Annotated in this window: 37 protein-coding genes; 3 read left to right on the forward strand and 34 right to left on the reverse strand. The window is 34.4% G+C overall.

Features of this window, described 5'->3' with window-relative positions; translation table 11 throughout:
• Window positions 1-357: 357 nt before the first annotated feature.
• From HMPREF9456_RS16380 to HMPREF9456_RS16405, 6 genes are read right to left on the reverse strand one after another with little or no spacing between them, the layout of a single operon-like run.
• The gene (locus tag HMPREF9456_RS16380; RefSeq protein ID WP_006844689.1) at window positions 358-711 is read right to left on the reverse strand and encodes a hypothetical protein; all 354 of its coding nucleotides are present in this window, start codon (window positions 709-711) and stop codon (window positions 358-360) included.
• Between the two features lie 46 nt (window positions 712-757).
• Entirely contained in the window at window positions 758-1,174 is a 417-nt protein-coding gene (locus HMPREF9456_RS16385; RefSeq protein ID WP_006844690.1) for a hypothetical protein, read from the reverse strand.
• 29 nt (window positions 1,175-1,203) lie between these two features.
• On the reverse strand, window positions 1,204-1,620 hold the full coding sequence (locus tag HMPREF9456_RS16390; protein WP_006844691.1) for a YopX family protein: 417 nt from the start codon (window positions 1,618-1,620) through the stop codon (window positions 1,204-1,206).
• Between the two features lie 32 nt (window positions 1,621-1,652).
• Window positions 1,653-1,910 carry a hypothetical protein gene (locus HMPREF9456_RS16395; RefSeq protein WP_006844692.1) on the reverse strand — a complete coding sequence of 86 codons (258 nt, stop codon included), beginning with the start codon at window positions 1,908-1,910 and terminating at the stop codon, window positions 1,653-1,655.
• Window positions 1,911-1,913: 3 nt separating this feature from the next.
• Window positions 1,914-2,180 (reverse strand): hypothetical protein, encoded by a 267-nt coding sequence (locus tag HMPREF9456_RS16400; protein WP_006844693.1) that lies wholly within the window; start codon window positions 2,178-2,180, stop codon window positions 1,914-1,916.
• Between the two features lie 44 nt (window positions 2,181-2,224).
• Window positions 2,225-2,539, reverse strand: coding sequence for a hypothetical protein (locus tag HMPREF9456_RS16405; RefSeq protein WP_006844694.1), 315 nt, complete (start codon window positions 2,537-2,539; stop codon window positions 2,225-2,227).
• A gap of 146 nt (window positions 2,540-2,685) precedes the next feature.
• On the opposite strand from HMPREF9456_RS16405, the gene HMPREF9456_RS16410 reads away from it, so the two are divergent.
• The 3 genes from HMPREF9456_RS16410 to HMPREF9456_RS16415 are packed head-to-tail and all read left to right on the forward strand — an operon-like array spanning window position 2,686 to window position 3,885.
• Window positions 2,686-3,417: a hypothetical protein gene (locus HMPREF9456_RS16410; RefSeq protein ID WP_006844695.1), complete on the forward strand. Its 732-nt coding sequence runs from the start codon at window positions 2,686-2,688 to the stop codon at window positions 3,415-3,417.
• Window positions 3,341-3,595 carry a helix-turn-helix domain-containing protein gene (locus tag HMPREF9456_RS17150; protein WP_081462100.1) on the forward strand — a complete coding sequence of 85 codons (255 nt, stop codon included), beginning with the start codon at window positions 3,341-3,343 and terminating at the stop codon, window positions 3,593-3,595. The genes HMPREF9456_RS16410 and HMPREF9456_RS17150 overlap by 77 nt, the downstream gene beginning before the upstream one ends.
• Window positions 3,596-3,597: 2 nt before the next feature.
• On the forward strand, window positions 3,598-3,885 hold the full coding sequence (locus tag HMPREF9456_RS16415; protein ID WP_006844696.1) for a hypothetical protein: 288 nt from the start codon (window positions 3,598-3,600) through the stop codon (window positions 3,883-3,885).
• Window positions 3,886-3,889: 4 nt separating this feature from the next.
• On the opposite strand, the gene HMPREF9456_RS16420 is transcribed toward HMPREF9456_RS16415, so the two are convergent.
• From HMPREF9456_RS16420 to HMPREF9456_RS16555, 28 genes are all read right to left on the reverse strand, one after another.
• The gene (locus tag HMPREF9456_RS16420) at window positions 3,890-4,852 is read right to left on the reverse strand and encodes a structural protein (RefSeq protein WP_006844697.1); all 963 of its coding nucleotides are present in this window, start codon (window positions 4,850-4,852) and stop codon (window positions 3,890-3,892) included.
• Between the two features lie 87 nt (window positions 4,853-4,939).
• On the reverse strand, window positions 4,940-5,434 hold the full coding sequence (locus HMPREF9456_RS16425) for a hypothetical protein (protein ID WP_006844698.1): 495 nt from the start codon (window positions 5,432-5,434) through the stop codon (window positions 4,940-4,942).
• A 93-nt stretch (window positions 5,435-5,527) separates the two neighbouring features.
• Window positions 5,528-5,773, reverse strand: a complete 246-nt coding sequence (locus tag HMPREF9456_RS16430) for a hypothetical protein (protein WP_006844700.1) — start codon at window positions 5,771-5,773, stop codon at window positions 5,528-5,530.
• A gap of 5 nt (window positions 5,774-5,778) precedes the next feature.
• Window positions 5,779-6,120: a hypothetical protein gene (locus HMPREF9456_RS16435; RefSeq protein WP_006844701.1), complete on the reverse strand. Its 342-nt coding sequence runs from the start codon at window positions 6,118-6,120 to the stop codon at window positions 5,779-5,781.
• A gap of 109 nt (window positions 6,121-6,229) precedes the next feature.
• Window positions 6,230-6,457 carry a hypothetical protein gene (locus HMPREF9456_RS16440; RefSeq protein WP_006844702.1) on the reverse strand — a complete coding sequence of 76 codons (228 nt, stop codon included), beginning with the start codon at window positions 6,455-6,457 and terminating at the stop codon, window positions 6,230-6,232.
• Between the two features lie 16 nt (window positions 6,458-6,473).
• The gene (locus HMPREF9456_RS16445) at window positions 6,474-7,955 is read right to left on the reverse strand and encodes a phage portal protein (protein WP_006844703.1); all 1,482 of its coding nucleotides are present in this window, start codon (window positions 7,953-7,955) and stop codon (window positions 6,474-6,476) included.
• 10 nt (window positions 7,956-7,965) lie between these two features.
• A complete protein-coding gene (gene terL, locus HMPREF9456_RS16450) occupies window positions 7,966-9,450 on the reverse strand; it encodes a phage terminase large subunit (RefSeq protein ID WP_006844704.1) in 1,485 nt (494 codons plus the stop codon).
• Window positions 9,434-10,000 (reverse strand): terminase small subunit, encoded by a 567-nt coding sequence (locus HMPREF9456_RS16455; RefSeq protein WP_006844705.1) that lies wholly within the window; start codon window positions 9,998-10,000, stop codon window positions 9,434-9,436. The genes terL and HMPREF9456_RS16455 overlap by 17 nt, the downstream gene beginning before the upstream one ends.
• Window positions 10,000-10,452, reverse strand: a complete 453-nt coding sequence (locus HMPREF9456_RS16460; protein ID WP_006844706.1) for a hypothetical protein — start codon at window positions 10,450-10,452, stop codon at window positions 10,000-10,002. Before HMPREF9456_RS16460 ends, HMPREF9456_RS16455 begins: the two co-directional genes overlap by 1 nt.
• An 81-nt stretch (window positions 10,453-10,533) precedes the next feature.
• Window positions 10,534-10,764 (reverse strand): hypothetical protein, encoded by a 231-nt coding sequence (locus HMPREF9456_RS16465; RefSeq protein WP_006844707.1) that lies wholly within the window; start codon window positions 10,762-10,764, stop codon window positions 10,534-10,536.
• A 62-nt stretch (window positions 10,765-10,826) separates the two neighbouring features.
• Window positions 10,827-11,111, reverse strand: coding sequence for a helix-turn-helix domain-containing protein (locus HMPREF9456_RS16470; RefSeq protein WP_006844708.1), 285 nt, complete (start codon window positions 11,109-11,111; stop codon window positions 10,827-10,829).
• Window positions 11,104-11,427, reverse strand: coding sequence for an HNH endonuclease (locus HMPREF9456_RS16475; RefSeq protein WP_006844709.1), 324 nt, complete (start codon window positions 11,425-11,427; stop codon window positions 11,104-11,106). Before HMPREF9456_RS16475 ends, HMPREF9456_RS16470 begins: the two co-directional genes overlap by 8 nt.
• Window positions 11,424-11,861: a hypothetical protein gene (locus HMPREF9456_RS16480; protein ID WP_006844710.1), complete on the reverse strand. Its 438-nt coding sequence runs from the start codon at window positions 11,859-11,861 to the stop codon at window positions 11,424-11,426. Before HMPREF9456_RS16480 ends, HMPREF9456_RS16475 begins: the two co-directional genes overlap by 4 nt.
• Before the next feature lie 12 nt (window positions 11,862-11,873).
• Complete coding sequence (locus HMPREF9456_RS16485) at window positions 11,874-12,125, reverse strand: hypothetical protein (protein ID WP_006844711.1); 252 nt, start codon at window positions 12,123-12,125, stop codon at window positions 11,874-11,876.
• A gap of 476 nt (window positions 12,126-12,601) precedes the next feature.
• Complete coding sequence (locus tag HMPREF9456_RS16495; protein ID WP_006844713.1) at window positions 12,602-12,889, reverse strand: DUF4406 domain-containing protein; 288 nt, start codon at window positions 12,887-12,889, stop codon at window positions 12,602-12,604.
• Window positions 12,890-12,904: 15 nt separating this feature from the next.
• Window positions 12,905-13,285, reverse strand: coding sequence for a hypothetical protein (locus HMPREF9456_RS16500; protein WP_006844714.1), 381 nt, complete (start codon window positions 13,283-13,285; stop codon window positions 12,905-12,907).
• Window positions 13,278-13,481, reverse strand: coding sequence for a hypothetical protein (locus tag HMPREF9456_RS16505; RefSeq protein WP_006844715.1), 204 nt, complete (start codon window positions 13,479-13,481; stop codon window positions 13,278-13,280). The genes HMPREF9456_RS16500 and HMPREF9456_RS16505 overlap by 8 nt, the downstream gene beginning before the upstream one ends.
• A 13-nt stretch (window positions 13,482-13,494) precedes the next feature.
• Window positions 13,495-13,656, reverse strand: a complete 162-nt coding sequence (locus tag HMPREF9456_RS17315) for a hypothetical protein (RefSeq protein WP_006844716.1) — start codon at window positions 13,654-13,656, stop codon at window positions 13,495-13,497.
• Window position 13,657: 1 nt separating this feature from the next.
• Window positions 13,658-14,020, reverse strand: a complete 363-nt coding sequence (locus tag HMPREF9456_RS16510) for a hypothetical protein (RefSeq protein WP_006844717.1) — start codon at window positions 14,018-14,020, stop codon at window positions 13,658-13,660.
• Window positions 14,017-14,376: a hypothetical protein gene (locus HMPREF9456_RS16515; protein WP_006844718.1), complete on the reverse strand. Its 360-nt coding sequence runs from the start codon at window positions 14,374-14,376 to the stop codon at window positions 14,017-14,019. Before HMPREF9456_RS16515 ends, HMPREF9456_RS16510 begins: the two co-directional genes overlap by 4 nt.
• 220 nt (window positions 14,377-14,596) lie before the next feature.
• On the reverse strand, window positions 14,597-15,019 hold the full coding sequence (locus HMPREF9456_RS16520; protein WP_006844719.1) for a YopX family protein: 423 nt from the start codon (window positions 15,017-15,019) through the stop codon (window positions 14,597-14,599).
• Complete coding sequence (locus tag HMPREF9456_RS16525; protein ID WP_006844720.1) at window positions 15,016-15,330, reverse strand: hypothetical protein; 315 nt, start codon at window positions 15,328-15,330, stop codon at window positions 15,016-15,018. The genes HMPREF9456_RS16520 and HMPREF9456_RS16525 overlap by 4 nt, the downstream gene beginning before the upstream one ends.
• Before the next feature lie 174 nt (window positions 15,331-15,504).
• Window positions 15,505-15,744, reverse strand: a complete 240-nt coding sequence (locus HMPREF9456_RS16530; protein WP_006844721.1) for a hypothetical protein — start codon at window positions 15,742-15,744, stop codon at window positions 15,505-15,507.
• A gap of 155 nt (window positions 15,745-15,899) precedes the next feature.
• Window positions 15,900-16,109, reverse strand: a complete 210-nt coding sequence (locus HMPREF9456_RS16535) for a hypothetical protein (protein ID WP_006844722.1) — start codon at window positions 16,107-16,109, stop codon at window positions 15,900-15,902.
• Between the two features lie 18 nt (window positions 16,110-16,127).
• Window positions 16,128-16,991, reverse strand: a complete 864-nt coding sequence (locus HMPREF9456_RS16540) for a phosphoadenosine phosphosulfate reductase domain-containing protein (RefSeq protein WP_006844723.1) — start codon at window positions 16,989-16,991, stop codon at window positions 16,128-16,130.
• Window positions 16,988-17,392: a hypothetical protein gene (locus HMPREF9456_RS16545; RefSeq protein ID WP_006844724.1), complete on the reverse strand. Its 405-nt coding sequence runs from the start codon at window positions 17,390-17,392 to the stop codon at window positions 16,988-16,990. Before HMPREF9456_RS16545 ends, HMPREF9456_RS16540 begins: the two co-directional genes overlap by 4 nt.
• 2 nt (window positions 17,393-17,394) lie before the next feature.
• Complete coding sequence (locus HMPREF9456_RS16550) at window positions 17,395-17,910, reverse strand: hypothetical protein (protein WP_006844725.1); 516 nt, start codon at window positions 17,908-17,910, stop codon at window positions 17,395-17,397.
• 11 nt (window positions 17,911-17,921) lie between these two features.
• On the reverse strand, window positions 17,922-18,415 hold a 494-nt coding region (locus tag HMPREF9456_RS16555), incomplete at its 5' end, for a hypothetical protein (protein WP_006844726.1).

An 18,415-nucleotide genomic window follows, 5' to 3' on the forward strand; every position in this document is an offset into this window, starting at 1 on the left:
TTTTCGTTCGTAATCTTTGTAGTATAAAATTACTTAGGAACGAATTGAGGGAGAAGTAATTTAAGGTCGGGGAATAAACAGTTTTGTTTCTGTTTGTGAGTAGGTATAAAAAGGAAAAGACACCCTGTTATAGAGTGTCTTTGAGACCTATTTAGTAGTCTGTCAGTCTATATCTATTATTCTTGTTCTTAAATCTTCGATTCTACCTAGAATCATAAGATTGTGCTCGTGTATATCAATAGGGATAATATCTAACTCTCTGCATGATCTAGCATGCGAAACAGCGTCTTTCTTTGGGTATATCCCCGCTTCACTCCTTTTATTGGTATATCCGCATGAATTAGGTCTGTAATATTCTCATTTTTTTAGATAGCAATAAGTTATATCCTGATTTGCTAATATAGAATCAAGGTCTTGGCTCCTTTGCCGCCCGCTTAACTCGTTCTCTATTTGAGAATCGAATAATTCTTTACCCTCGAATAAGTAAAGGTCATATTCTTTGGCTCGAATTATAGGAATGTTGATATATGAAAGATCAACACATCCCCTCAATTGCATATCATAAAATTGAGTGGCTTTTATCAGAAGTGCTGATTTAGCCTTATTTATAGAATCTGCATGAAAGAACACATCTGAATACAAATATCCCTCCTCTATTTTTTCGAGATCTATCTTGAATGCTTTTTTTGATATTGGGTATTTTTGTTCCATCTTCTTTTACTTTTTCTTCAACTTATCTTTTAAAAATAAATAGCCGTTAACCCATTAGAAGTGATAGATCATCTTCTGAATTACCTATCTTTTTACATCGGTTATCAATTTCCCATGCAGATAAAGAAACATTCATACTGTTTGATCCTTTTGAATAAATCTGACCTATTACGCTAAGGATAGAACTATCATAAACCAATAGAACAACATCTCCTTTGTACGCTTCGTGCTCATAAATATCGCCTTCGTAATGCTCTGTGCCGTCATCCGATATGTGCAATAGCCTGCAAATAGTATCGGGTATAACGTTCCATCCATCAAGATCACTACACCCGCTGGGATAAATATTGGTTCTAGGAAGAATATACATTAACCCTTGTTTTGAACCAACGCCATGTATTAAATCGCCGTAAACCCATTCTTTGTTGTCTCTTCTTTTTGCTTTAAATTTAAAAACTCTCATTTCCTTTTCAATTTATATTCAATTAAATGTTAGAGGTTATCATCTCCAAATACATTTCCTATAACTTCATATTCTATGTCGTCTCGCATCCTATAGTCAGATGTACCATCAAATAAATATAAGCAGCACCAAACTTGATTCCAGTAAACTTTAGATTCGTGATATTCGGTTTTCCATGGGCGTTTGAATCGATGTTTTACTATATCGCCCTCATATATCTCTTTTCCGTTCTTATCTGTTAAGCCCGTGAACTGCAAAAGGTCGTAATTAGAGCAGTACATTTCGAATACGGTTATAACCGTATCTTGGTATGCAATAGTATAGTGGCTACCTATGCTGATAGATAATACCTCATGCTGTTTACTCTCAATGTAATTCCTTTCTTCTTCCGAGTAATAGCCATTGTCTCGGATTTTAAATACGCCTCTGAATTTTATCTTTCTCATTGTCTTTGCTTTTATTGTTAATAAGGGGGAGGTTAAACTAAAATATCCAACATTCTACGAATATCTTTCATAGACCGAACTTCTCGCATTGATTCTGTGATGTGAGCAGGGAGGGAATTATCAGCGCCTCCAACCCATTGACCACAATTTTTGCAATTCCAATCAACCCATATTTCAGGATAACCGACTTGATGATCATATATGTTTATTCTATAATCACCACATACAGGACAGCAGAATTTACCTCTCTTTATTCTGTTAAGAATTACACGGTTGCTTTTCTTTTTCATCTATTACGGTTTTATTAAACAAGCACCTATTAAAGCATGACGAATAGCGTCTCTTATCTCATGACAATCTTCGTAAGTATCAACATCACGAAGTCCAGTCTTTATATCTATTACTTCAATATTAAATCGAGTTAGCCAATATTTATCAGCTTCACCCAATCCATGATTAGAAGAAACTATTATTTCCTTACCTTTATATGTCGCATGAAAATCAGACTTTGTATTTTCGTCTATATTCCTTCTTTGAATTATACACCCTGATATCTGCATATTATTTCTTTTTAATGATTATGCCCCCGAAGGGGCTGTTTATTTTATGCTACCATTAATTCGCTCATATATCTCTCATACTCATTGTATGCCTTTAGGTTCATCTCAAGAAGCTCAAATTTGCCATCTTTTTGAACACATACGAAATCAACAACTACGCCTACTTGCTTAGTCAAGAAAAGCATATATTCACCACCTTCTACTTTTATCAACTTAGGCATATCTTTAGAAGATAGATTGTAGTTCATTCTGATAACCTCACATACATCTTCAGGTCTGCAATAAGAAGAATAAGGGCTATAAGCATCTTTATTTAAGTTCTTGATGAAGTTTACTTTGTCTGAATCTATTGCTTTCATATCTGTAATTATTAATGGTTATATTTTGTTTGCTATTATTACATCACAAATATAAGATATCTTTATTCAATATCCAAAGATTATGTAATTTTATTTTGATATTATGTAAATATTGCCTATTTTTGTAATATTATAAATCAGATGTTATGGATCGTATTTTTATTTCGAAAAACGGCGTAAGATTTAAGGTCGTAAAAAGGACTGTTGCTAATACGCATTTATGCTATTTGGTGGATTTAGATCTTTATAGGAGTGTTGTTATAAATGACGTTACGAACGTTATTATTAATCCATACATATTTAAAGTAGGGTATATAAAAGCGTCCTCTATTGACGAGTATAGCCATTCTTTATCGTCGGGCTCTTATAGCGTGTGGGCGAATATGATAGATCGCTGCTATTCTGGAAAGAATGTTGCATATAAGGGCGTATCAGTATGCGATGAATGGCATAACTTTATTACTTTTGCTGAATGGCATAAAAAGAATTATGTGGATGGGTGGTCTCTGGATAAAGATTTATTTAGTATTGAGGATAAAATATACTCGCCATCTACATGCTGCTATATGCCTATGATTATAAATTCAGCATTAAGGAGAAAGATCACTATAAAGAAGGATACGTATGGCTATTATTTCTTGGATAGTACATTGGTTGAATCTCCAAAGAAAGTGTATGGACATGATAAGCTAGACGCATACCGGCTATTAATATTGCATAGACGTACATATATGAGAACTTTAGTTCATATATATTCTGACAAGTTGGATTATAGGGTGAAAATGAAACTAATACATTTATATGATAAAGAAGGAGAAGTACTTAAAAATCCAAGAAGTTCTAAAACAAAAAGGCAAAACCCAGAAGGACTTAGCTAAGTTTTTAGGAGTAAGGGAGGATTCGTTTTCGACATCCTTAAAAACAGAATCTTTGGATATAAAGAAACTTGCAAAAATCGCAAGCTTCCTTGAAGTCCCAATAGGGGCGTTATTTGATGAAGAAGAAACATTCACTTGCCCTAATTGCGGTGCAGTATATGAAATGAAAAAGAAATGAGTATGAAAAACTTTAACGAAGAAATAAAAGCCTACGCTTTAGAAAATGGGTTTAAAGAAGAATCAGGATTTGATAAAGATACATATTCTGTAATATATGAAAACGGTTGGTACTGGAACGGTATAACCTTAACTCAATCCGAATATTTGTTTGATAAAAAACCTATTATTACGCATAACATGAGAGCTTTAGTTACAGAAGAATGGACGCATATAAAATCACAAATAGGTTGCTTAGTACCTTTAAAAAGAAGTGGATTAAAAATTATAAAGAAAACAAACATAGCCTAATATCCTATGATTTCTTTTTTAACTCCCCTCTATTATCATAGTAGTCATAATATCCTTTTGGCATATCAGGTTGTATAGGAGAATATCTTTCATCTTCCAATATTCTGTCAAACTCTTCATCGGTTGCAAGTATAGGTATAGTGACACACATGCATTGCACATGAAAGCCAATAAATTTAAACGTCTTAGGGAATACAAGACCATTCATCGCACTACATATAGGGCATACGGTTGATACCCTGTTTGAATTTTGAATACGATAGCCTATTACTACCGGGTTTTGCTGAAATCTTAAGTATTCCGCTTCTCTGTATGCTCTGTTAATCTCATTTCTTGCCAACCTCAAAGCGTTTTGATAAGAACTTCTGTAGACACCTTGTCCTGGTGAATATTGTAATGCGTTCTTAGATGGTGCCAAATTACCGAACTTATCCCGAACTTTACGAAAACGCATATCGGGTTTATTAAGGTACTTCTTAATGTCGGTTGCGAGTGATTTTGCGCTTTTCCCTTTTTCGATAGCTGCGGATATAGCCGATTCTAGTTCACTTCTTAAGTTAGCATTTGAACTCCAAACACGATCAGATAACGTGAGGCCTTTAATCTTGCTTTGCTTGAATGCTTCTAGTTCTTTTATGTTAGGCGATTTTAAAGCCTTTGGAGCGACTTTATCCCTTTGAGTGAATAGTTGGTCTACTAAAGCATCATTCTTTTGATTTGACAGCCCCCATACGTCCGTAATCTTATTATTTATGTAAATGTTGACTGATAACTTTAGCTTATTGATTAAATCGTCTGCTTTGTTCTTGATTGAATGGTAATTCTTGAATAAGAAATACTCTTTATCCGAAATGCTAAGAAAAGAAGCAACCCCCAATAGTTCGTCTACTAAATCACCATAGATATTTTCTAGGTCTTTTAGTATCTTTATTTGGGTTTGGCGATATTGGGAGTCGTATTTGTTCATAATCAGGCCAGTTATACAATGTTTGATTTACAGATATTTACATCTAATTAGTAGTAGCTTTACCGCATTTCAAGGCCAGTCCTTTTTTCATGACCTTATCCTATTTTCTTTTGATATTTTACGCATCTTATTGCTAATACCTAATCGATACAGCGTAAAAGCATAATCATGCATGCAAATATGACCTTTATACATTCCAAAATTCGTTTTCTTGACATCTGATAGATATGTAGGTATCTCTTTTAGGTTATTCCATTGCTTATCAGTAAGTGGCGTTGTTTTCTTTTGAATAAGTATGCGTCCATTTTCGGAGATTCTTACACAAGGTGCAAACCACTTCGGAACATCATTATTCATGCCCTTTACCATTTCCCATAACTCCCATTCGAGGATATTATCAGACGGCAACCGGTCTACATTCTTGTGTATTTTTACAACACATGATTTATCGTAATCACATTCATAGACAACCCTCGAACAACCTTCAGCAATCAGATCACCGCAAAGCATATCGTGATAAGCCATCATTATGTCGGCACTATCAAATAATTCTATTATATCCTTTACGGTTTCGGTTCTCATTTCTTCTTTTTTATATTCGAAACTATCGCATCAATAGCCATACGAATGACAAGAAGTAAAAGTACTGTCTCAGCTAAATTACTATATATGGAATCAAGCATTTGCGTGATCGTTAATCGGTATTACTTTATTGATACTTTCTTTAAACTCTCTTAGCTCTTTAAGTTCCTTTTTCATGCTTATAATAGCTTCAAGAATGAATCCTATTTCTTCATTACCTGTCTTAACGAAGAAATTTTCAGGCTTATGTATTGCAATACATATGTTAGATATGCCTTCCTGAAGTTCATTTATCTTGTTTTGTTGCTGTACTGCAAATTGCAAATCTGTAAGTTCCATAGTTATTACTTTAAATCTATCATTTTCATAGCAATGGTTCGCATATCCTCCAAATGTTTTTCTGTCGCCTCTAGTTTACCCACAACAAAATCATTGCTTTTTTCATATTTGTTATTTGCTTGATTATATTTTTTAGCAAGCAGTTCTATAATCATGCCCCCAAGATCGTATGGCATAGACAAAAGAGGTTTTGCAGATTCTGCCATCATCTCATCACCTTTCAAGTGTGTTCTGACTATCTTTTCTCCATCATATCCAATTATACACCGCCCTTCAAATGTCATTTCACATGCAAATATCTGAATTCGATTTTTAGCTATGTCTTGCTCAATTATTATGTCTATCATACTGTTATATTGTTTTTCGTTTACCACTCTTAAATCTTCTCGTTGGTCTATTCTCTCTGTGATATAGATAGCGTAGAAAGTTTAGGATTGCTTTCATTGGCTATTTAGCTTAATATATGATTTCAGTACCCCAAGGTCTAACTGTAGGGAATATACTTGGAGGGAAAATGATTGGAGTAATAGGCTTATTAACCTGTTCTACTGTAACTGTTCTTTCTATGGTATATTCTTCGCATGAATCAGGAAAAGCTGACTCTAGGAAATCCATAATCTCTTTAATACTTGCATCTTCCCATACTATAATACTTTTCTTTTCTGTATCTACTGTTATTCTCATAATTTTTAAATTTTAGTTATACTCCTATAGGGTAATTGCTTACTTCATTTTTCTTCTTTTCGTCTTCCTCAATATCCAAAAGTTCCTGATCCACGTTGTCCTCTTCAACAAGTCCTGCAAGTATAATCCCTGTCTTGCGTGATGCTATACCACCCATAACAGCATCACCAGCATTTTTAATCTTGTCAGAAGTACTATCGATCATATAAGGGACAATCTGAACATCTATATCTATAGTCTCAGAGGCATCAGCATAAGCAGTATTAACCGATCCGATAGCAGAGACAAGAAAGTTATAACGCCTTTGCAAATGCTCTCCTAATGTCTCAGCGTGCATTTCTACTGCCATGTGAGCACCCATAAAAGCATATTTGAAGCTTACACCAGAGAAAGCATTCCCCATACCCTGTAAGTTTTCAAAGCTTATACGAGGCGTATTTGTGAGGGAATAAGCATTTTCTGTAAGTGTATCTATTTCTAGTTTTGCAGCCTCTGGTGTTTGCTGCCATGAAAGATATTTTAAGTCTCCTTGATTCTCTAGTTCTACTAACCCCCCTCTTGCTGCCTTCGGATTATTGCCTATAACTTTACCGGTTGCAACCAACTTAGGAAAGAAATTATAATCAATACAATCTCCATAGTTAGATATTATTGTTTCTAACCTATTCCTTATAGGTCTTATCTTAGCGCATAATGATTTCTCTCTGTATGAGTATATTGTTGGGTTCTTTTTGAAATTATGCTTAAATGGATACCCCGGAGCATTAGACCAGTCAGCACCATTTTGCACCCATAGATATACTGAATTATCATCTACAAACTGAAAGTAATTAATAGTAGTGCCATCAGCTTGCTTGATCATATATTCACGTCCTAACCCTTTATAATCATTGGCATCATCAAAGAATGGCCAAAGAGTATCACCACGGAAAGGCGACCAGACAGCACATTTGAATTTACGTGTAGCATTTGTCTTAATACCGAAAACAGATTTTACTTTATTCAGTATCAGTTTCCAAAAGCTTTTATCTTCAACAGTGTACCAATACTCAGCAACTTCTTGTTCCGCTAACCATGAACGAACGATGCGTTTATTTAGATACTTAACTTTATTCTTTCGGTCGATAGTTTTAACAACCTTGAAAAGCTCTTTTTCTTTGTTATCATCGGTTTCACAAGTTAGATTTGGTTCTGTACCAACCGTAAAAGCAGTATGAATATTGACTATATCTTGCTCGAGTGGTAACGGAATGCGATTAACCGGCTCTTCTTTGGTTATGGCCATCTTTGTTACTTTACCTGTCAAAGGATCTCTTTCTTCCGGGCTGATAACTTTTATCTCATCAGGGCGTAAATTCTTATCCATGACATCGTGAAGCATCGGATCCCAATCTTTTTTTAACTGCTCTACTTCAACTATGGGTGTTTTCCTAGCCTGTTTAATAAGTTTTATCTTATCGGCTATATTTTCTTGTGATAGTATCTCTTGTAATGTCATATATTCGTTTTTAGTGGAAAACTCCTGTTAAATCAATGCTTACCGATTTGCCTCTCATTTCTACAGTCCCTGTTAAAGCATCTTCGGCATCATCATGCTTATTTTTGCCCTCTTTCCTGTATGATTTCAAATGACTAGCAAAATCAGGCCATCTCCTTTCCCAATCGTTTGGAAAATATGTAATATTGCTTACTTCTGCTGATTTGGTAAATATTCGCACTTGTTTATTTTCAGATTGATTAAACCATTCTATTTTAGTATAATTATTTCCTATTATACGAAGCTGTTTTTCTACGGCTCTTGCGAATGACCTACCTGCACCGTTGCTTTCAATGAATGCAATTTCAGTCATATTCTTAGCTAACATTTCAGCAGTTTTAGGCTCTGTATATTCCATTGGTTTAGATGTGTAAATTACATCTGTAATGAAATTACCTATTTCGGTTTCATCATAACATATAGAACATAGATAATCAGATCCTGTATCTGCTGTATCTGTATAATTTCGTTTTAATCTTTTTTTTGTGAATGGTATTGTTTCGTATGTTTTAAACGTACTATACATTAACCCCTCTATAGGAGTAGGATTTTGCATATACTGTGTGTCGAATACATAAGGATCATTACGTTCTATCTTTCTTAACTCTTCGATAGTATGCTTATGCTCCCATAATGGTTTTTCGTCTCCGTTCTCGTCTATGTGGATAGCAGGCAAAGACAACACCGTCCACTCGTCAGGCTCTTGTTCTATAAGATATCCGCATAAATCATGTTCATGCAGTCTTTGCATAATTATAATTATAGGGGTATTTCTGCTATTCACACGGCTTCGTATAGTGTTTTCAAACCTTTTATTTACTCGCTCCCTTACCAGATCAGATAGTGCATCTTCAGGCTTTAGCGGGTCGTCAATTATTATTGCTCCTGCGAACTTCTCAGTTTCATAAACAGGCATAGTGTCGAGTTCTTGACAAAGTTCTTTAATCAAGTCGCTTGTTTCTTCGTCTTCTTCGTCAATCTCCCCGGCTCCGAACCCTGTAACCTGACCTCCTGTTGATGTCGCATATACTCCACCGCCAGCAGTTGTATCCCATTTCTTCTTTGAATCGGAAGACTTAGAAACTTTTACAAATGGGAATAGCTGTTGATATGCCTCGCTCTTAACGATATCTCTTACCTCTTCGGAATTATCAATAGCCAAAGAATCAGAAAAAGAAAGATGTATAAATTTAGAACGTGGGTTTAAAGCTATTCCGTAAGCTATAAGGTTCTTTACCGCAAGCTCTGTTTTCCCATATCTAGGGGGTACGTTTATTATTAGCTTAGTTATCTTTCCATCTATGACATCGTCTAAAGCCTTAGCGATCTTTTCGTGATGTTCGGCGACAATGAATTTCTTCTTATTGTTACGTAAGAAAAAGTATTTTGTAGAGTTTAGTACACTTTTAGTGCAATAAGCCTGCATCATTGTATTTCCATCAATCGCCGAGTTCATCTATAATCTTTCTTGCGAGTTCTTTTGTCATTGGTTTAACTGTAACATTAGCATCCATTTCAACCTTAGTAGCTGCATCAAATCCAAGCATCTTATTAATACTGTCGAGACTCTTTTGCTTATCGTATAGTTCAATCTTTACATATTCCACATCGACAATATCCGGCTCATCATAAGTTCCTATATTCTTTTTTATGACTTTAGTAGATATACTTTTGATACATGCTTTTTGCTCATCTGTCAATGATTCTAATTCTACTCTTTCAATCCAAGTATTATGCAAATGAGCTATCGATGAAAAAGCAATCTTCTCATGCTCTTTTATAACTCTTAAAGCAGATATACCCGCCGTCTGAGCAAGATTGTCTTGCATTTCCTTAATTCTATTTAGAATGTAAGGTTTTCTAAGGTTCTCGGATGCTATAGTAAAGGCTGTCTTCTCACTATAACCTGATCTTATAGCTGCTTGTGTTGCATTAAAATCAATGCAATACTCATAACAAAATCTCTCTTGTTTTGCCGTAAGTTTTATTTCGTTATCTTCTTGCATTATTTCAGTCCGTATAAATCAATTCTATCTAATATCTCACTATAAAGGTAGTCAAGTGATGATTGAAAGTCTTTGTAGAACTTATACCACGAGCAAACAGAACGCAAACTATTTGAAATATGAGAAGGTGATAAGTTTAGGACATCTGCGATAACGTCCCTCTTTCCTCTTTCAAGAAATTGCCCTGCGAATATTCGAGGTGAATAAAGCAAGGCAGCAATAATTAAGAAGTAGTGTTTTGTGTCGTATCTGAAATTATTTATTTCTTCTCGTTCGTTACATAATTGAGTTACCCAATCATACACTTTGTAAATAGTATCTATGTCTTTTAAGTCTGACCTTAGAACTATCTTCTCTACTTCACGAAGTTTGTCTAATTGTATTTGGTAGTTTTCTAGGTCGGTAATTCTCTTTTGAAGTAATCCTTTCTCTTGAATTTTAACGGTTTCCATATACTCTGCAATTTAAATTATTACTAACTTTGTATTGCAGAGTACTTTTTGTTTTAAGTTAAGATTAAAAAGAAGGCAACCTTAGTAATGCGGGGTTGCCTTTTTGTTTTGTTGATGTTTATTCGCTTCTATTATCTTATCGTACATGATTTGGTTCTTGTTGTACATCTTTACTCCGTACGATACTGTTGCATGATTGTATCCGGCCATCTTTCCGATGTCTTCTACTTTTAGACCTTGCTTTCTTAATTCAGAAAAACGCTTATATCTTAAGGCTACTTCTATACCTGTGCTTCCTTTTCGTTTTGCCATCTTATAAATAAAAAAAGAGAAACATAAAGCCTCTCTTTTAATAAATTATTAAAAAATTATTATTATAAATTATCCGGATTATTATCTATTGCTTTGGTTATCATTTCTCCAAGATCGTGAGTATCATCTGTATTGTCTTTTTCTGCAAAATATATGTACAAATCACTACCAGATATATAACCGAGAAAAGCATCTATTGTATAATTTTTTTCGCCCAGCTCCACAGCATTTACCTGGTCTATCCTTATATTACCCTTTTGAGCCACACGATAAGCTGACAACCCTCTTTCTTCGCGAAAAGTCCTAAGCCTTTCGCCTATGACTTCTCTATAACTTTTTTTATCCATTTTTTCTATAATCGATTATCATATTTCCTTTTTCAACATTGCAATCCCGGCATAATGTCTGTAAATTACTTTCATCGTTAGACCCACCACGAGATATAGGTCTAATGTGATCAATGGTTAATTTATCCTTTGATCCACATTTTAAACATAGTTTGTCTCGAGAAAATATTTTTTCTCTTAACATTCTTGTCATACCCATACCAAAAGAGACTCTTATTAGATTAGGGCATGATCTATCACAATCTTCACACGGCATTTTAAAAACCGAACATTTACCAGTTTTTTCGCAAAACCATTCATAAGATAATTTCTTCATCTTATATTAAAATGTTTTTTTATAAAACTTTGCGATACACCAGTATTTTCGGATAACGATTTTATTTCTTCGTGTGAAGCGAAACGGCTTAGTGTATATCCTCTTAGCTTATCCTCATTAGCATTATTCCTATTTATTCTCATTTCGGCTATACGTCCATCATTTGATTGTTCTTCCCCCTCGTCTTCATTTTTAAAAACAAAGATATCTTTATCATAGCTACCATCTTTCCAGTCGTTTATTATTTCTTGAAAGTCTGCTATATCATAATCTCTTCTTTCGCAGATATATTCTATCTGCCTTTCAATTGAAAGTAATTGATTATCGGCACTCTTTACGTATAGTTCTATATCGCTTGTGCCTCTCAGGCGTTCGTTAGGTTCGTGATCCGAAACTCTCACCTTCAACCCTTTTATATTGTAATACTGGCTCATAACTTTTGTTATTTATAATAAATTCCTTTGATTTTCTCTTTCTTGTTCGAAAATAGCTTGTGATTTAATATCAATATTTTCTAATTTTTTAAGTTCTACTTTTTTTGAAAACAAACTATCTTCTATTTCATAGTGAAATTTACCTTCGTAAAATGAAACCTCATATTCATTTTGATGAAAATATATTTTACCACAAGAACCTAAAACCATCAATATGTCATTCTCATCTGTTTCAACTTTGCCTATTTTATCTGTTAGTATCATAATCTTTGTTATTTGTTTTATTTTTATATAACAAAGATAATGCGTTTTTTCGTACCATGCAAATATTTAGTGCGTTTTTTAGTATGTTTTATAACATGTTTTTTAATATTCTAAGTCATATTCTTTTATCTACTAATTTTATTAAGAAGACTCTGTCTCATTCTTTGTCTATTTCTGTGATATTTTCGTTTTCTTAGTTTTGAAAAATGCCTATAGGCTATAAACCATGAAATATCACTACACAGTCCATATAATTTTAGTATGTGAATATAAAATTCACGTGACACACAAAACTCACCTGCATCAAGTCCTTTCTTCTGAACTAGAATATACGTTTCTGATTCGGAGATCCCTATAAACCAGTTCTCTCTGATTCTTTTAAGTAATTTATCTTTCATTTTGTTACATTTTGTTGTACTGGCCCGTTGACGAACCCTCACTTTTGATATTTATTCCGGGAATATTTTTAAAAAATGTCAGAAATGAATAAGTTTAAAGCCTAAATCAATAGCTAAATCATATTCTAAACTAGCCCCTTTTGAATACTCCCATCCATTAAGCATGTATATAGCATCACAATCAAGCAATAGCTTTAAATCGGCTCTCATGTGTTCGTTCCATGTTGCATTTGTGGGCAGTCCGTTATTAAGAGGATTTACGACCTCATATCCTTGTTCTAAAAGTCGTACTTCAGCATTAGTGAAGTTGTTATAGACAGTTTCTAAAGGTAACCCGCTAATAGGGCCTGATATGTATACTTTCATCTTCTTTCCGTTATGTTATGATATGGGTTTCCATTCGATTACTGTATCTAGATATTCCTCTGTGCCTGATTCCATCCATGCACCACATGAATGATATACAGCTATAGCATAAGCACCAAATTCGAGCCTTACAAGACAAGTATAAGAGTACATTAAGTGTTCGTCAACTGCAGGTCTATGCTCTCCTACCTTTCTCCACCTTTCAGCTTCTTGCCACTTGGAGAGGACGAATCTTGCACCAGTTTGAAACGATTCTTGGCTTGCTGTTTCTATCATATCTTCCGCTTCTCTTTCTGTTACAGTTCCTTCGTAGCAGAATCTACCCAACTCAATCAGAGCTGTAGATGATACATATTTATTCGATTCTTCCTCTATTAATTGATCTATATTAACCATGGCGCTTGTCTTTAGTTGATTTATATATAAGTCCTACAGAATCTAAATCTTCTTCCGTTACTCCGATCTTCCCTTTATCCTGATCTTTACTTATTCTCTTATGGACCTTATCGTTCTCCGCCTCTGATAATAGGTAATTAAAATACAAATATTGTCTACACCAGACTGCAATTGCTATATCTTCTTTATTTTTCATTTTATCAGTTGTTTTATTTCTTCCATGATTCATTATTTTTAATATAAGTATCGCAAATATCATCGTTAAATTTAGGCTGTTGGTGAAAATCGCACCATACTTCATCTTGATAAGACTTATCTTCAAATTCAGTGCATAGAGAGCATGTCTTACAGCTTGGCTTTACTTCTACCATGTTATTTGTCCTTTTCAATTTTAATAATTGCATACTTCTTGTTAGGGTCTAGTCTCTTTAGTCGTTGTATATCATCCCATCTGTCCTTGGGTGATACTTTATGCAAATAATACAACCTATCGAAGCATCTGCAATATGTTTTTTCATTAGTAAATGAACTTCCTACTATACCATGTATCTGTTGTTCTGTTAGCGGAGTAACGCCGACTAAAGAATGATTATTAAATCCAGATGTAATGCAATATGAGCTTCTGTACTCATTGATAACCGTCTTGTATGAAAAGCATCCGTTATCTGATATTTGCACATTACAGGCATCCTCTGGTATCTCTACGGCTATGTGTTTATCTGTTATGTGTATCATAGTTGTTTATTTTTTATAGTTTTAATGAGGCAGTCAGCTATATATCCCGCTAAATATGCAGAAGTCTCTTTTCCGTTTATTTCATCACCTATCTGGTCTAATAAATAACCAGTAGCGTGAATAGCCTCATGTGTCACTGTTTTGTGGCTCAATCTACTTTCGTCTGTGAATATTATTAGCACTCCCCAAAGTCCTGTTGATATTTCTTCTACAGGCTCTACAAAATCTCTTAATGGAACATCTGCGATAGGGTTGCCCGTATAATAATTTCTAAAACGATTAAGGGTGTTATTCCTATCTTCACTTATTTCTACCCATATTGTAAATGGGTAAATATCATTTGTATAAACCTTCATCTTATTCCTTGTTTAGTTCGTTGATAAACTCCTTTTTAATCAGCTTATTTGCTTTGACTGTTAGCCATTTCCCATCTACCTTAAAATCCAATGACGAACCTTTTTCGTAATCTCGATCTAGCCGATTTTGCCAGATTATCGGAATGAAATTTATCTTTGGAAATGTTATAGATTCGCCTTTTTCTAATCTCTCAAACTAGTCTTTCATATTTTCTATTCTTTATTTTAGTAATGAGGGGTTGTCGTGAATGTTGCCGATAACAGCCCATTCTTTAGTCTCTTTGCTATAAAATGAATCTACCGCCGTATAACTTTTTAATCCATCATAACCATACGCATATGATGCAATACCCCATGACGTTTGAAACCACATTATCACACCAATTCCGTTATTGTCTTGTATTATATCCCCCTCGTATATTTCTTTTCCGTTCTTGTCGGTTAAGCCTGTGAACTGACCGATTGTTTCGGAAATAACAGGAGTATGTGAATAATCAATATATCCGTTTTCATCATAGCTTATATCTGATAATTCTACTATTCCATAGTTGTTTTCATCAATCTGTATAAGACTTCCATACAACCAACCATTTCCGTAATTATAACCCGATTTAGGTTTTCCTCTGAATATTATCTTTCTCATTCTATTAAAGTTTTGGCTTTGGTAATAAGTGATTTTAAATCATCTATTTCTACGTAATGATTGTTTTCACAATTGTTCGAATTTTCTGCACCGGGTGCGACCCATTCTTCACACTCTTTGATTATCTCTCTCAACGCCTCCCTTAGTTGGGCGTTCTCGGTGGAAAGAGATTCGGTATATTTCATTAATGTATCTGAAACATATACTTTATCCTTGCACCATAGAGGGCTTATGACTAAGTCATTTAGTTTATTCTCGATTAAGAATAGTTGAGCGTTATTTGCCTTTTCTTCTGCTTTATCTTTACTCATGGCTTAATTTTATTTGTTGAATAACTAATGATTAGATTCCGTATGTAGGCAAATTGCTTACCACATCTGCTACAATATGTTTCGCCTTCATTATCTGATAATTCCCATGCGTCCGTATCTTCATATCCACAATAAGGACAAACTAAATTGTAAGTATATTCGTGATCTATTTCTTTACTCATGGCTCACTACTGTATCTTTTTCTATTATTGTAATATTGGTTACTTTAAGGTAATAGAGAGCGTCTATAATCGAGTCCTGCGTTTTGATACGCTTATCTTTACGATCTATCTCCAGACTATCCATGTAGTGTATCTTCTCTGCTATTTCAAGATTCTTGCGCTCTTGATATAAGAAACAAGATAATATTACTACGATTGGCATTAGGGCTAATATCTTGTATAGGTTACTCATGGCTAACACTTTTTAATAAGTCTTCATTTATCTTTAAATATTCTGATATCATAAAATGTACTTCATGGATGGTAAACACTTCTAATTTTTCCATCTCTATAAGATTTTGTATTGATTTTAAGTTATTCCTAACATGGTTTAGAACGTGGTCTTCCTTACTCATCGTCTGCCTCCTTTCCGAGTGCTTCTTCTTCCAATATCCTTTCTTTTATATAATAAGCGATTGCAGACCCATGTGTTCCTTTGTTATGCTCGCAGTAGTATTCTAATGCCCAAAATATTACATCTTCAACTCTTTCTGGGTGTCCTTGCTCTTCAAGTTCTTCCAGTATTACTTTTTTAGCTTTTGTTCCTTTAAATTCCATTTCTATTTAATTTTTGTTTTAAAATTGTAATGATGTTTGTTTTGATTTAGATGCTTTTTCAAAATAGACTTTTAAATCATCAAGACCGCAAAATCCGTTACATTCGGTTAGTGGTTCTGGCTCCCGACCTTTGAACATTGAAATGTCTTTTACATCGGGATAGTCTGGGTGTGGCAATAAGAATACAGGAACATATCCTCCTTTTGCTTTAGCTTCTTTACTCTGGTCTTTACATATGGTTGCCGGTTCACCTTTCAGATTCGTAAGTTCATGCTCTCTCATAGCCATTCGATAAAATTTATCGTATTCCTCACGCTGTCTTTTCTGCCAATATCCGATACCTCCCTGAACGCATCCTGTTTTGTCGCAATTGTTATTTTCGTATCCGTTCAAATATGGAGCAGGAAGAACTATACCAGCATCTTCGAGTATCTTAACGCAATCTTTTTTTAGCAAACCATAGAGTAAGAGAGGATATATAGCTTTTACTTTTGGGTTGTTGATCGTCATAGAAACGGCTCTATGAGCTTCTTTTAAATCAAAGCCGAACGCTTGATGCATCCAAGTATTATTTGTTTGCCAATCTTCACGAACTCTACGTTTTAAAACCGTAGAACAGATAGCACCATGAGCGGTGTTTAAGGATAAATATGTTCGCCAGACACCCTCTATTGATTCAAATTGACTAGATATTGTTTCTATTGGTAGTCCATACCATTTTTCGCAATCTCGTAGAAACCTATAAGTATCATCATGTTCGTTCTTAGTGTCTATAAATATAATCCGAACACGATCTTTTCCATATAAATCAATACAGAGCTTACAAGTTACAGCAGAAGTTACCCCCCCCGACCACCATGCGATTACATCTTTCCGTTTCATTTTATTTTTGTTTCTAAATATTTATCATGCAATTCTTTAATCCTGTATATGTTTGTAGATTTTAGTTCAATAGCCTTAATTATAAATTCATTAATCTTATTAATGGTCACAGGAAAGCCGTCATGCAAACTAGAGAAAGACATATAAAGCTGAAAAGGTGGATAGTTTTCAGGACTCAGAAATATATTGGAATCTATGTATGAATGTTTTAATTCATCAAATTGTTTAAGTGTTATTTCCTCATATTTCAATCCTCTTTTTACGTTCTGCGGTATTGCTATGAATAATATAGAATCATCTTTATGCACTGTCCTACAATACTCATTTGCCGTGTTTTTTTTAGATACAACCCAATAAGTATGATCTGTTTCTAATATCTGTTTTAATAAATCTGATCTCATGATTATTTTATTTTTGTTTTGTCTATTGCTAGTCCTTTGTCTATTAAGCCAAATACATCGAAGTGATGCGAAAAGAGGTATTGAAATACTTCAAATTGATTAATCACATTACGACCTGTGCTCGGTTGATTTTTGTCAAAATAAGACCTGTACCAACCCTCGCAATTTTCGTTTATTATAAGCTCCTCAAATCCATCCTCGAACGTACATTTGAAGTATGACAGGTTTGTACAACAGCCATCTATCTTATCGACTAATACCGTCCCGCTAAGCATCTTCGCCAACTCCACGATCCCAACCATACCGTCTATCTCTGTGTAGAGTGAGGAAAGAGGTCGAAGAAGGGGTTTATATTTTTCAATATTAAAAAGCACTGAATCGGCAGTCCAATATTGCTCACAATAATCTCTAAAATAATCCTTTGATACTGCTATGTACCCATTGATATTCCTTTCAATGTGATGCACCATTAATTTATGTGGCAAATAGCCAACTATATGTCTTGGTTCTAGTTTCATCTTTCTCTGTTTTAAAATAATACGCCTTGCTTGATTTGATTGTGTGATTCTATTTCAAGTACCTTGTCTAAGATTGCTTTGCCTATAAGAGGATCTACACAATTGCGGAGTAGTTTTTCTTTTTTGGGACAATCATATTTTGATAGATCAAATCCTAAAAGCTGTTTAGCTTTCTGTTTATTGCCCCCCCCATTAGTACCGTTCATATCCTGATGCTTTATCCTGTTTACCAATGGCGGTATCTGGAAGTTAGCCCAGAAGTAATGCCTACCCGATGCTTGAGGTTTTATTAACGGCTCATAGTACGGTTTCACATTCTCAATGCAATACTTACCTTTAAAAAACTTTTGTAATAATATTATTTCTTGATATAGCGTCATATCTGGATAGCGAACGACACCGATAGAGTTTAGCGTAAAATTGATTATCGAATGCGTAGGACACGGAGGTGAACACCAAATAAAATCAAACTCTTGATAATGCTCTAACAGGTATTGATGAGCAT

Source organism: Dysgonomonas mossii DSM 22836, from assembly GCF_000213575.1.
GTDB classification, from domain to species: domain Bacteria; phylum Bacteroidota; class Bacteroidia; order Bacteroidales; family Dysgonomonadaceae; genus Dysgonomonas; species Dysgonomonas mossii.

Bases quoted from the DNA above. Each gene is read 5' to 3' on its own strand.
- HMPREF9456_RS16405 (WP_006844694.1), bottom strand. From the start codon at position 2,539: ATGAAAGCAATAGATTCAGACAAAGTAAACTTCATCAAGAACTTAAAT.
- HMPREF9456_RS16525 (WP_006844720.1), bottom strand. From the start codon at position 15,330: ATGAGTAAAGATAAAGCAGAAGAAAAGGCAAATAACGCTCAACTATTC.
- HMPREF9456_RS16510 (WP_006844717.1), bottom strand. From the start codon at position 14,020: ATGATACACATAACAGATAAACACATAGCCGTAGAGATACCAGAGGAT.
- HMPREF9456_RS16395 (WP_006844692.1), bottom strand. From the start codon at position 1,910: ATGAAAAAGAAAAGCAACCGTGTAATTCTTAACAGAATAAAGAGAGGT.
- HMPREF9456_RS16520 (WP_006844719.1), bottom strand. From the start codon at position 15,019: ATGAGAAAGATAATATTCAGAGGAAAACCTAAATCGGGTTATAATTAC.
- HMPREF9456_RS16505 (WP_006844715.1), bottom strand. From the start codon at position 13,481: ATGAAAAATAAAGAAGATATAGCAATTGCAGTCTGGTGTAGACAATAT.
- HMPREF9456_RS16420 (WP_006844697.1), bottom strand. From the start codon at position 4,852: ATGAACAAATACGACTCCCAATATCGCCAAACCCAAATAAAGATACTA.
- HMPREF9456_RS16500 (WP_006844714.1), bottom strand. From the start codon at position 13,285: ATGGTTAATATAGATCAATTAATAGAGGAAGAATCGAATAAATATGTA.
- HMPREF9456_RS16465 (WP_006844707.1), bottom strand. From the start codon at position 10,764: ATGGCAAAACGAAAAGGAAGCACAGGTATAGAAGTAGCCTTAAGATAT.
- HMPREF9456_RS16400 (WP_006844693.1), bottom strand. From the start codon at position 2,180: ATGCAGATATCAGGGTGTATAATTCAAAGAAGGAATATAGACGAAAAT.
- HMPREF9456_RS16495 (WP_006844713.1), bottom strand. From the start codon at position 12,889: ATGAAAGTATACATATCAGGCCCTATTAGCGGGTTACCTTTAGAAACT.
- HMPREF9456_RS16415 (WP_006844696.1), top strand. From the start codon at position 3,598: ATGAAAAACTTTAACGAAGAAATAAAAGCCTACGCTTTAGAAAATGGG.
- HMPREF9456_RS16540 (WP_006844723.1), bottom strand. From the start codon at position 16,991: ATGAAACGGAAAGATGTAATCGCATGGTGGTCGGGGGGGGTAACTTCT.
- HMPREF9456_RS17150 (WP_081462100.1), top strand. From the start codon at position 3,341: ATGATAAAGAAGGAGAAGTACTTAAAAATCCAAGAAGTTCTAAAACAA.
- HMPREF9456_RS16440 (WP_006844702.1), bottom strand. From the start codon at position 6,457: ATGAGAATAACAGTAGATACAGAAAAGAAAAGTATTATAGTATGGGAA.
- HMPREF9456_RS16430 (WP_006844700.1), bottom strand. From the start codon at position 5,773: ATGGAACTTACAGATTTGCAATTTGCAGTACAGCAACAAAACAAGATA.
- HMPREF9456_RS16485 (WP_006844711.1), bottom strand. From the start codon at position 12,125: ATGATACTAACAGATAAAATAGGCAAAGTTGAAACAGATGAGAATGAC.
- HMPREF9456_RS16390 (WP_006844691.1), bottom strand. From the start codon at position 1,620: ATGAGAAAGATAAAATTCAGAGGCGTATTTAAAATCCGAGACAATGGC.
- HMPREF9456_RS16515 (WP_006844718.1), bottom strand. From the start codon at position 14,376: ATGAAGGTTTATACAAATGATATTTACCCATTTACAATATGGGTAGAA.
- terL (WP_006844704.1), bottom strand. From the start codon at position 9,450: ATGAACTCGGCGATTGATGGAAATACAATGATGCAGGCTTATTGCACT.
- HMPREF9456_RS17315 (WP_006844716.1), bottom strand. From the start codon at position 13,656: ATGGTAGAAGTAAAGCCAAGCTGTAAGACATGCTCTCTATGCACTGAA.
- HMPREF9456_RS16435 (WP_006844701.1), bottom strand. From the start codon at position 6,120: ATGATAGACATAATAATTGAGCAAGACATAGCTAAAAATCGAATTCAG.
- HMPREF9456_RS16550 (WP_006844725.1), bottom strand. From the start codon at position 17,910: ATGAAACTAGAACCAAGACATATAGTTGGCTATTTGCCACATAAATTA.
- HMPREF9456_RS16380 (WP_006844689.1), bottom strand. From the start codon at position 711: ATGGAACAAAAATACCCAATATCAAAAAAAGCATTCAAGATAGATCTC.
- HMPREF9456_RS16460 (WP_006844706.1), bottom strand. From the start codon at position 10,452: ATGGAAACCGTTAAAATTCAAGAGAAAGGATTACTTCAAAAGAGAATT.
- HMPREF9456_RS16410 (WP_006844695.1), top strand. From the start codon at position 2,686: ATGGATCGTATTTTTATTTCGAAAAACGGCGTAAGATTTAAGGTCGTA.
- HMPREF9456_RS16470 (WP_006844708.1), bottom strand. From the start codon at position 11,111: ATGGATAAAAAAAGTTATAGAGAAGTCATAGGCGAAAGGCTTAGGACT.
- HMPREF9456_RS16530 (WP_006844721.1), bottom strand. From the start codon at position 15,744: ATGAGTAACCTATACAAGATATTAGCCCTAATGCCAATCGTAGTAATA.
- HMPREF9456_RS16545 (WP_006844724.1), bottom strand. From the start codon at position 17,392: ATGAGATCAGATTTATTAAAACAGATATTAGAAACAGATCATACTTAT.
- HMPREF9456_RS16475 (WP_006844709.1), bottom strand. From the start codon at position 11,427: ATGAAGAAATTATCTTATGAATGGTTTTGCGAAAAAACTGGTAAATGT.
- HMPREF9456_RS16455 (WP_006844705.1), bottom strand. From the start codon at position 10,000: ATGCAAGAAGATAACGAAATAAAACTTACGGCAAAACAAGAGAGATTT.
- HMPREF9456_RS16385 (WP_006844690.1), bottom strand. From the start codon at position 1,174: ATGAGAGTTTTTAAATTTAAAGCAAAAAGAAGAGACAACAAAGAATGG.
- HMPREF9456_RS16425 (WP_006844698.1), bottom strand. From the start codon at position 5,434: ATGAGAACCGAAACCGTAAAGGATATAATAGAATTATTTGATAGTGCC.
- HMPREF9456_RS16480 (WP_006844710.1), bottom strand. From the start codon at position 11,861: ATGAGCCAGTATTACAATATAAAAGGGTTGAAGGTGAGAGTTTCGGAT.
- HMPREF9456_RS16445 (WP_006844703.1), bottom strand. From the start codon at position 7,955: ATGACATTACAAGAGATACTATCACAAGAAAATATAGCCGATAAGATA.
- HMPREF9456_RS16535 (WP_006844722.1), bottom strand. From the start codon at position 16,109: ATGGAATTTAAAGGAACAAAAGCTAAAAAAGTAATACTGGAAGAACTT.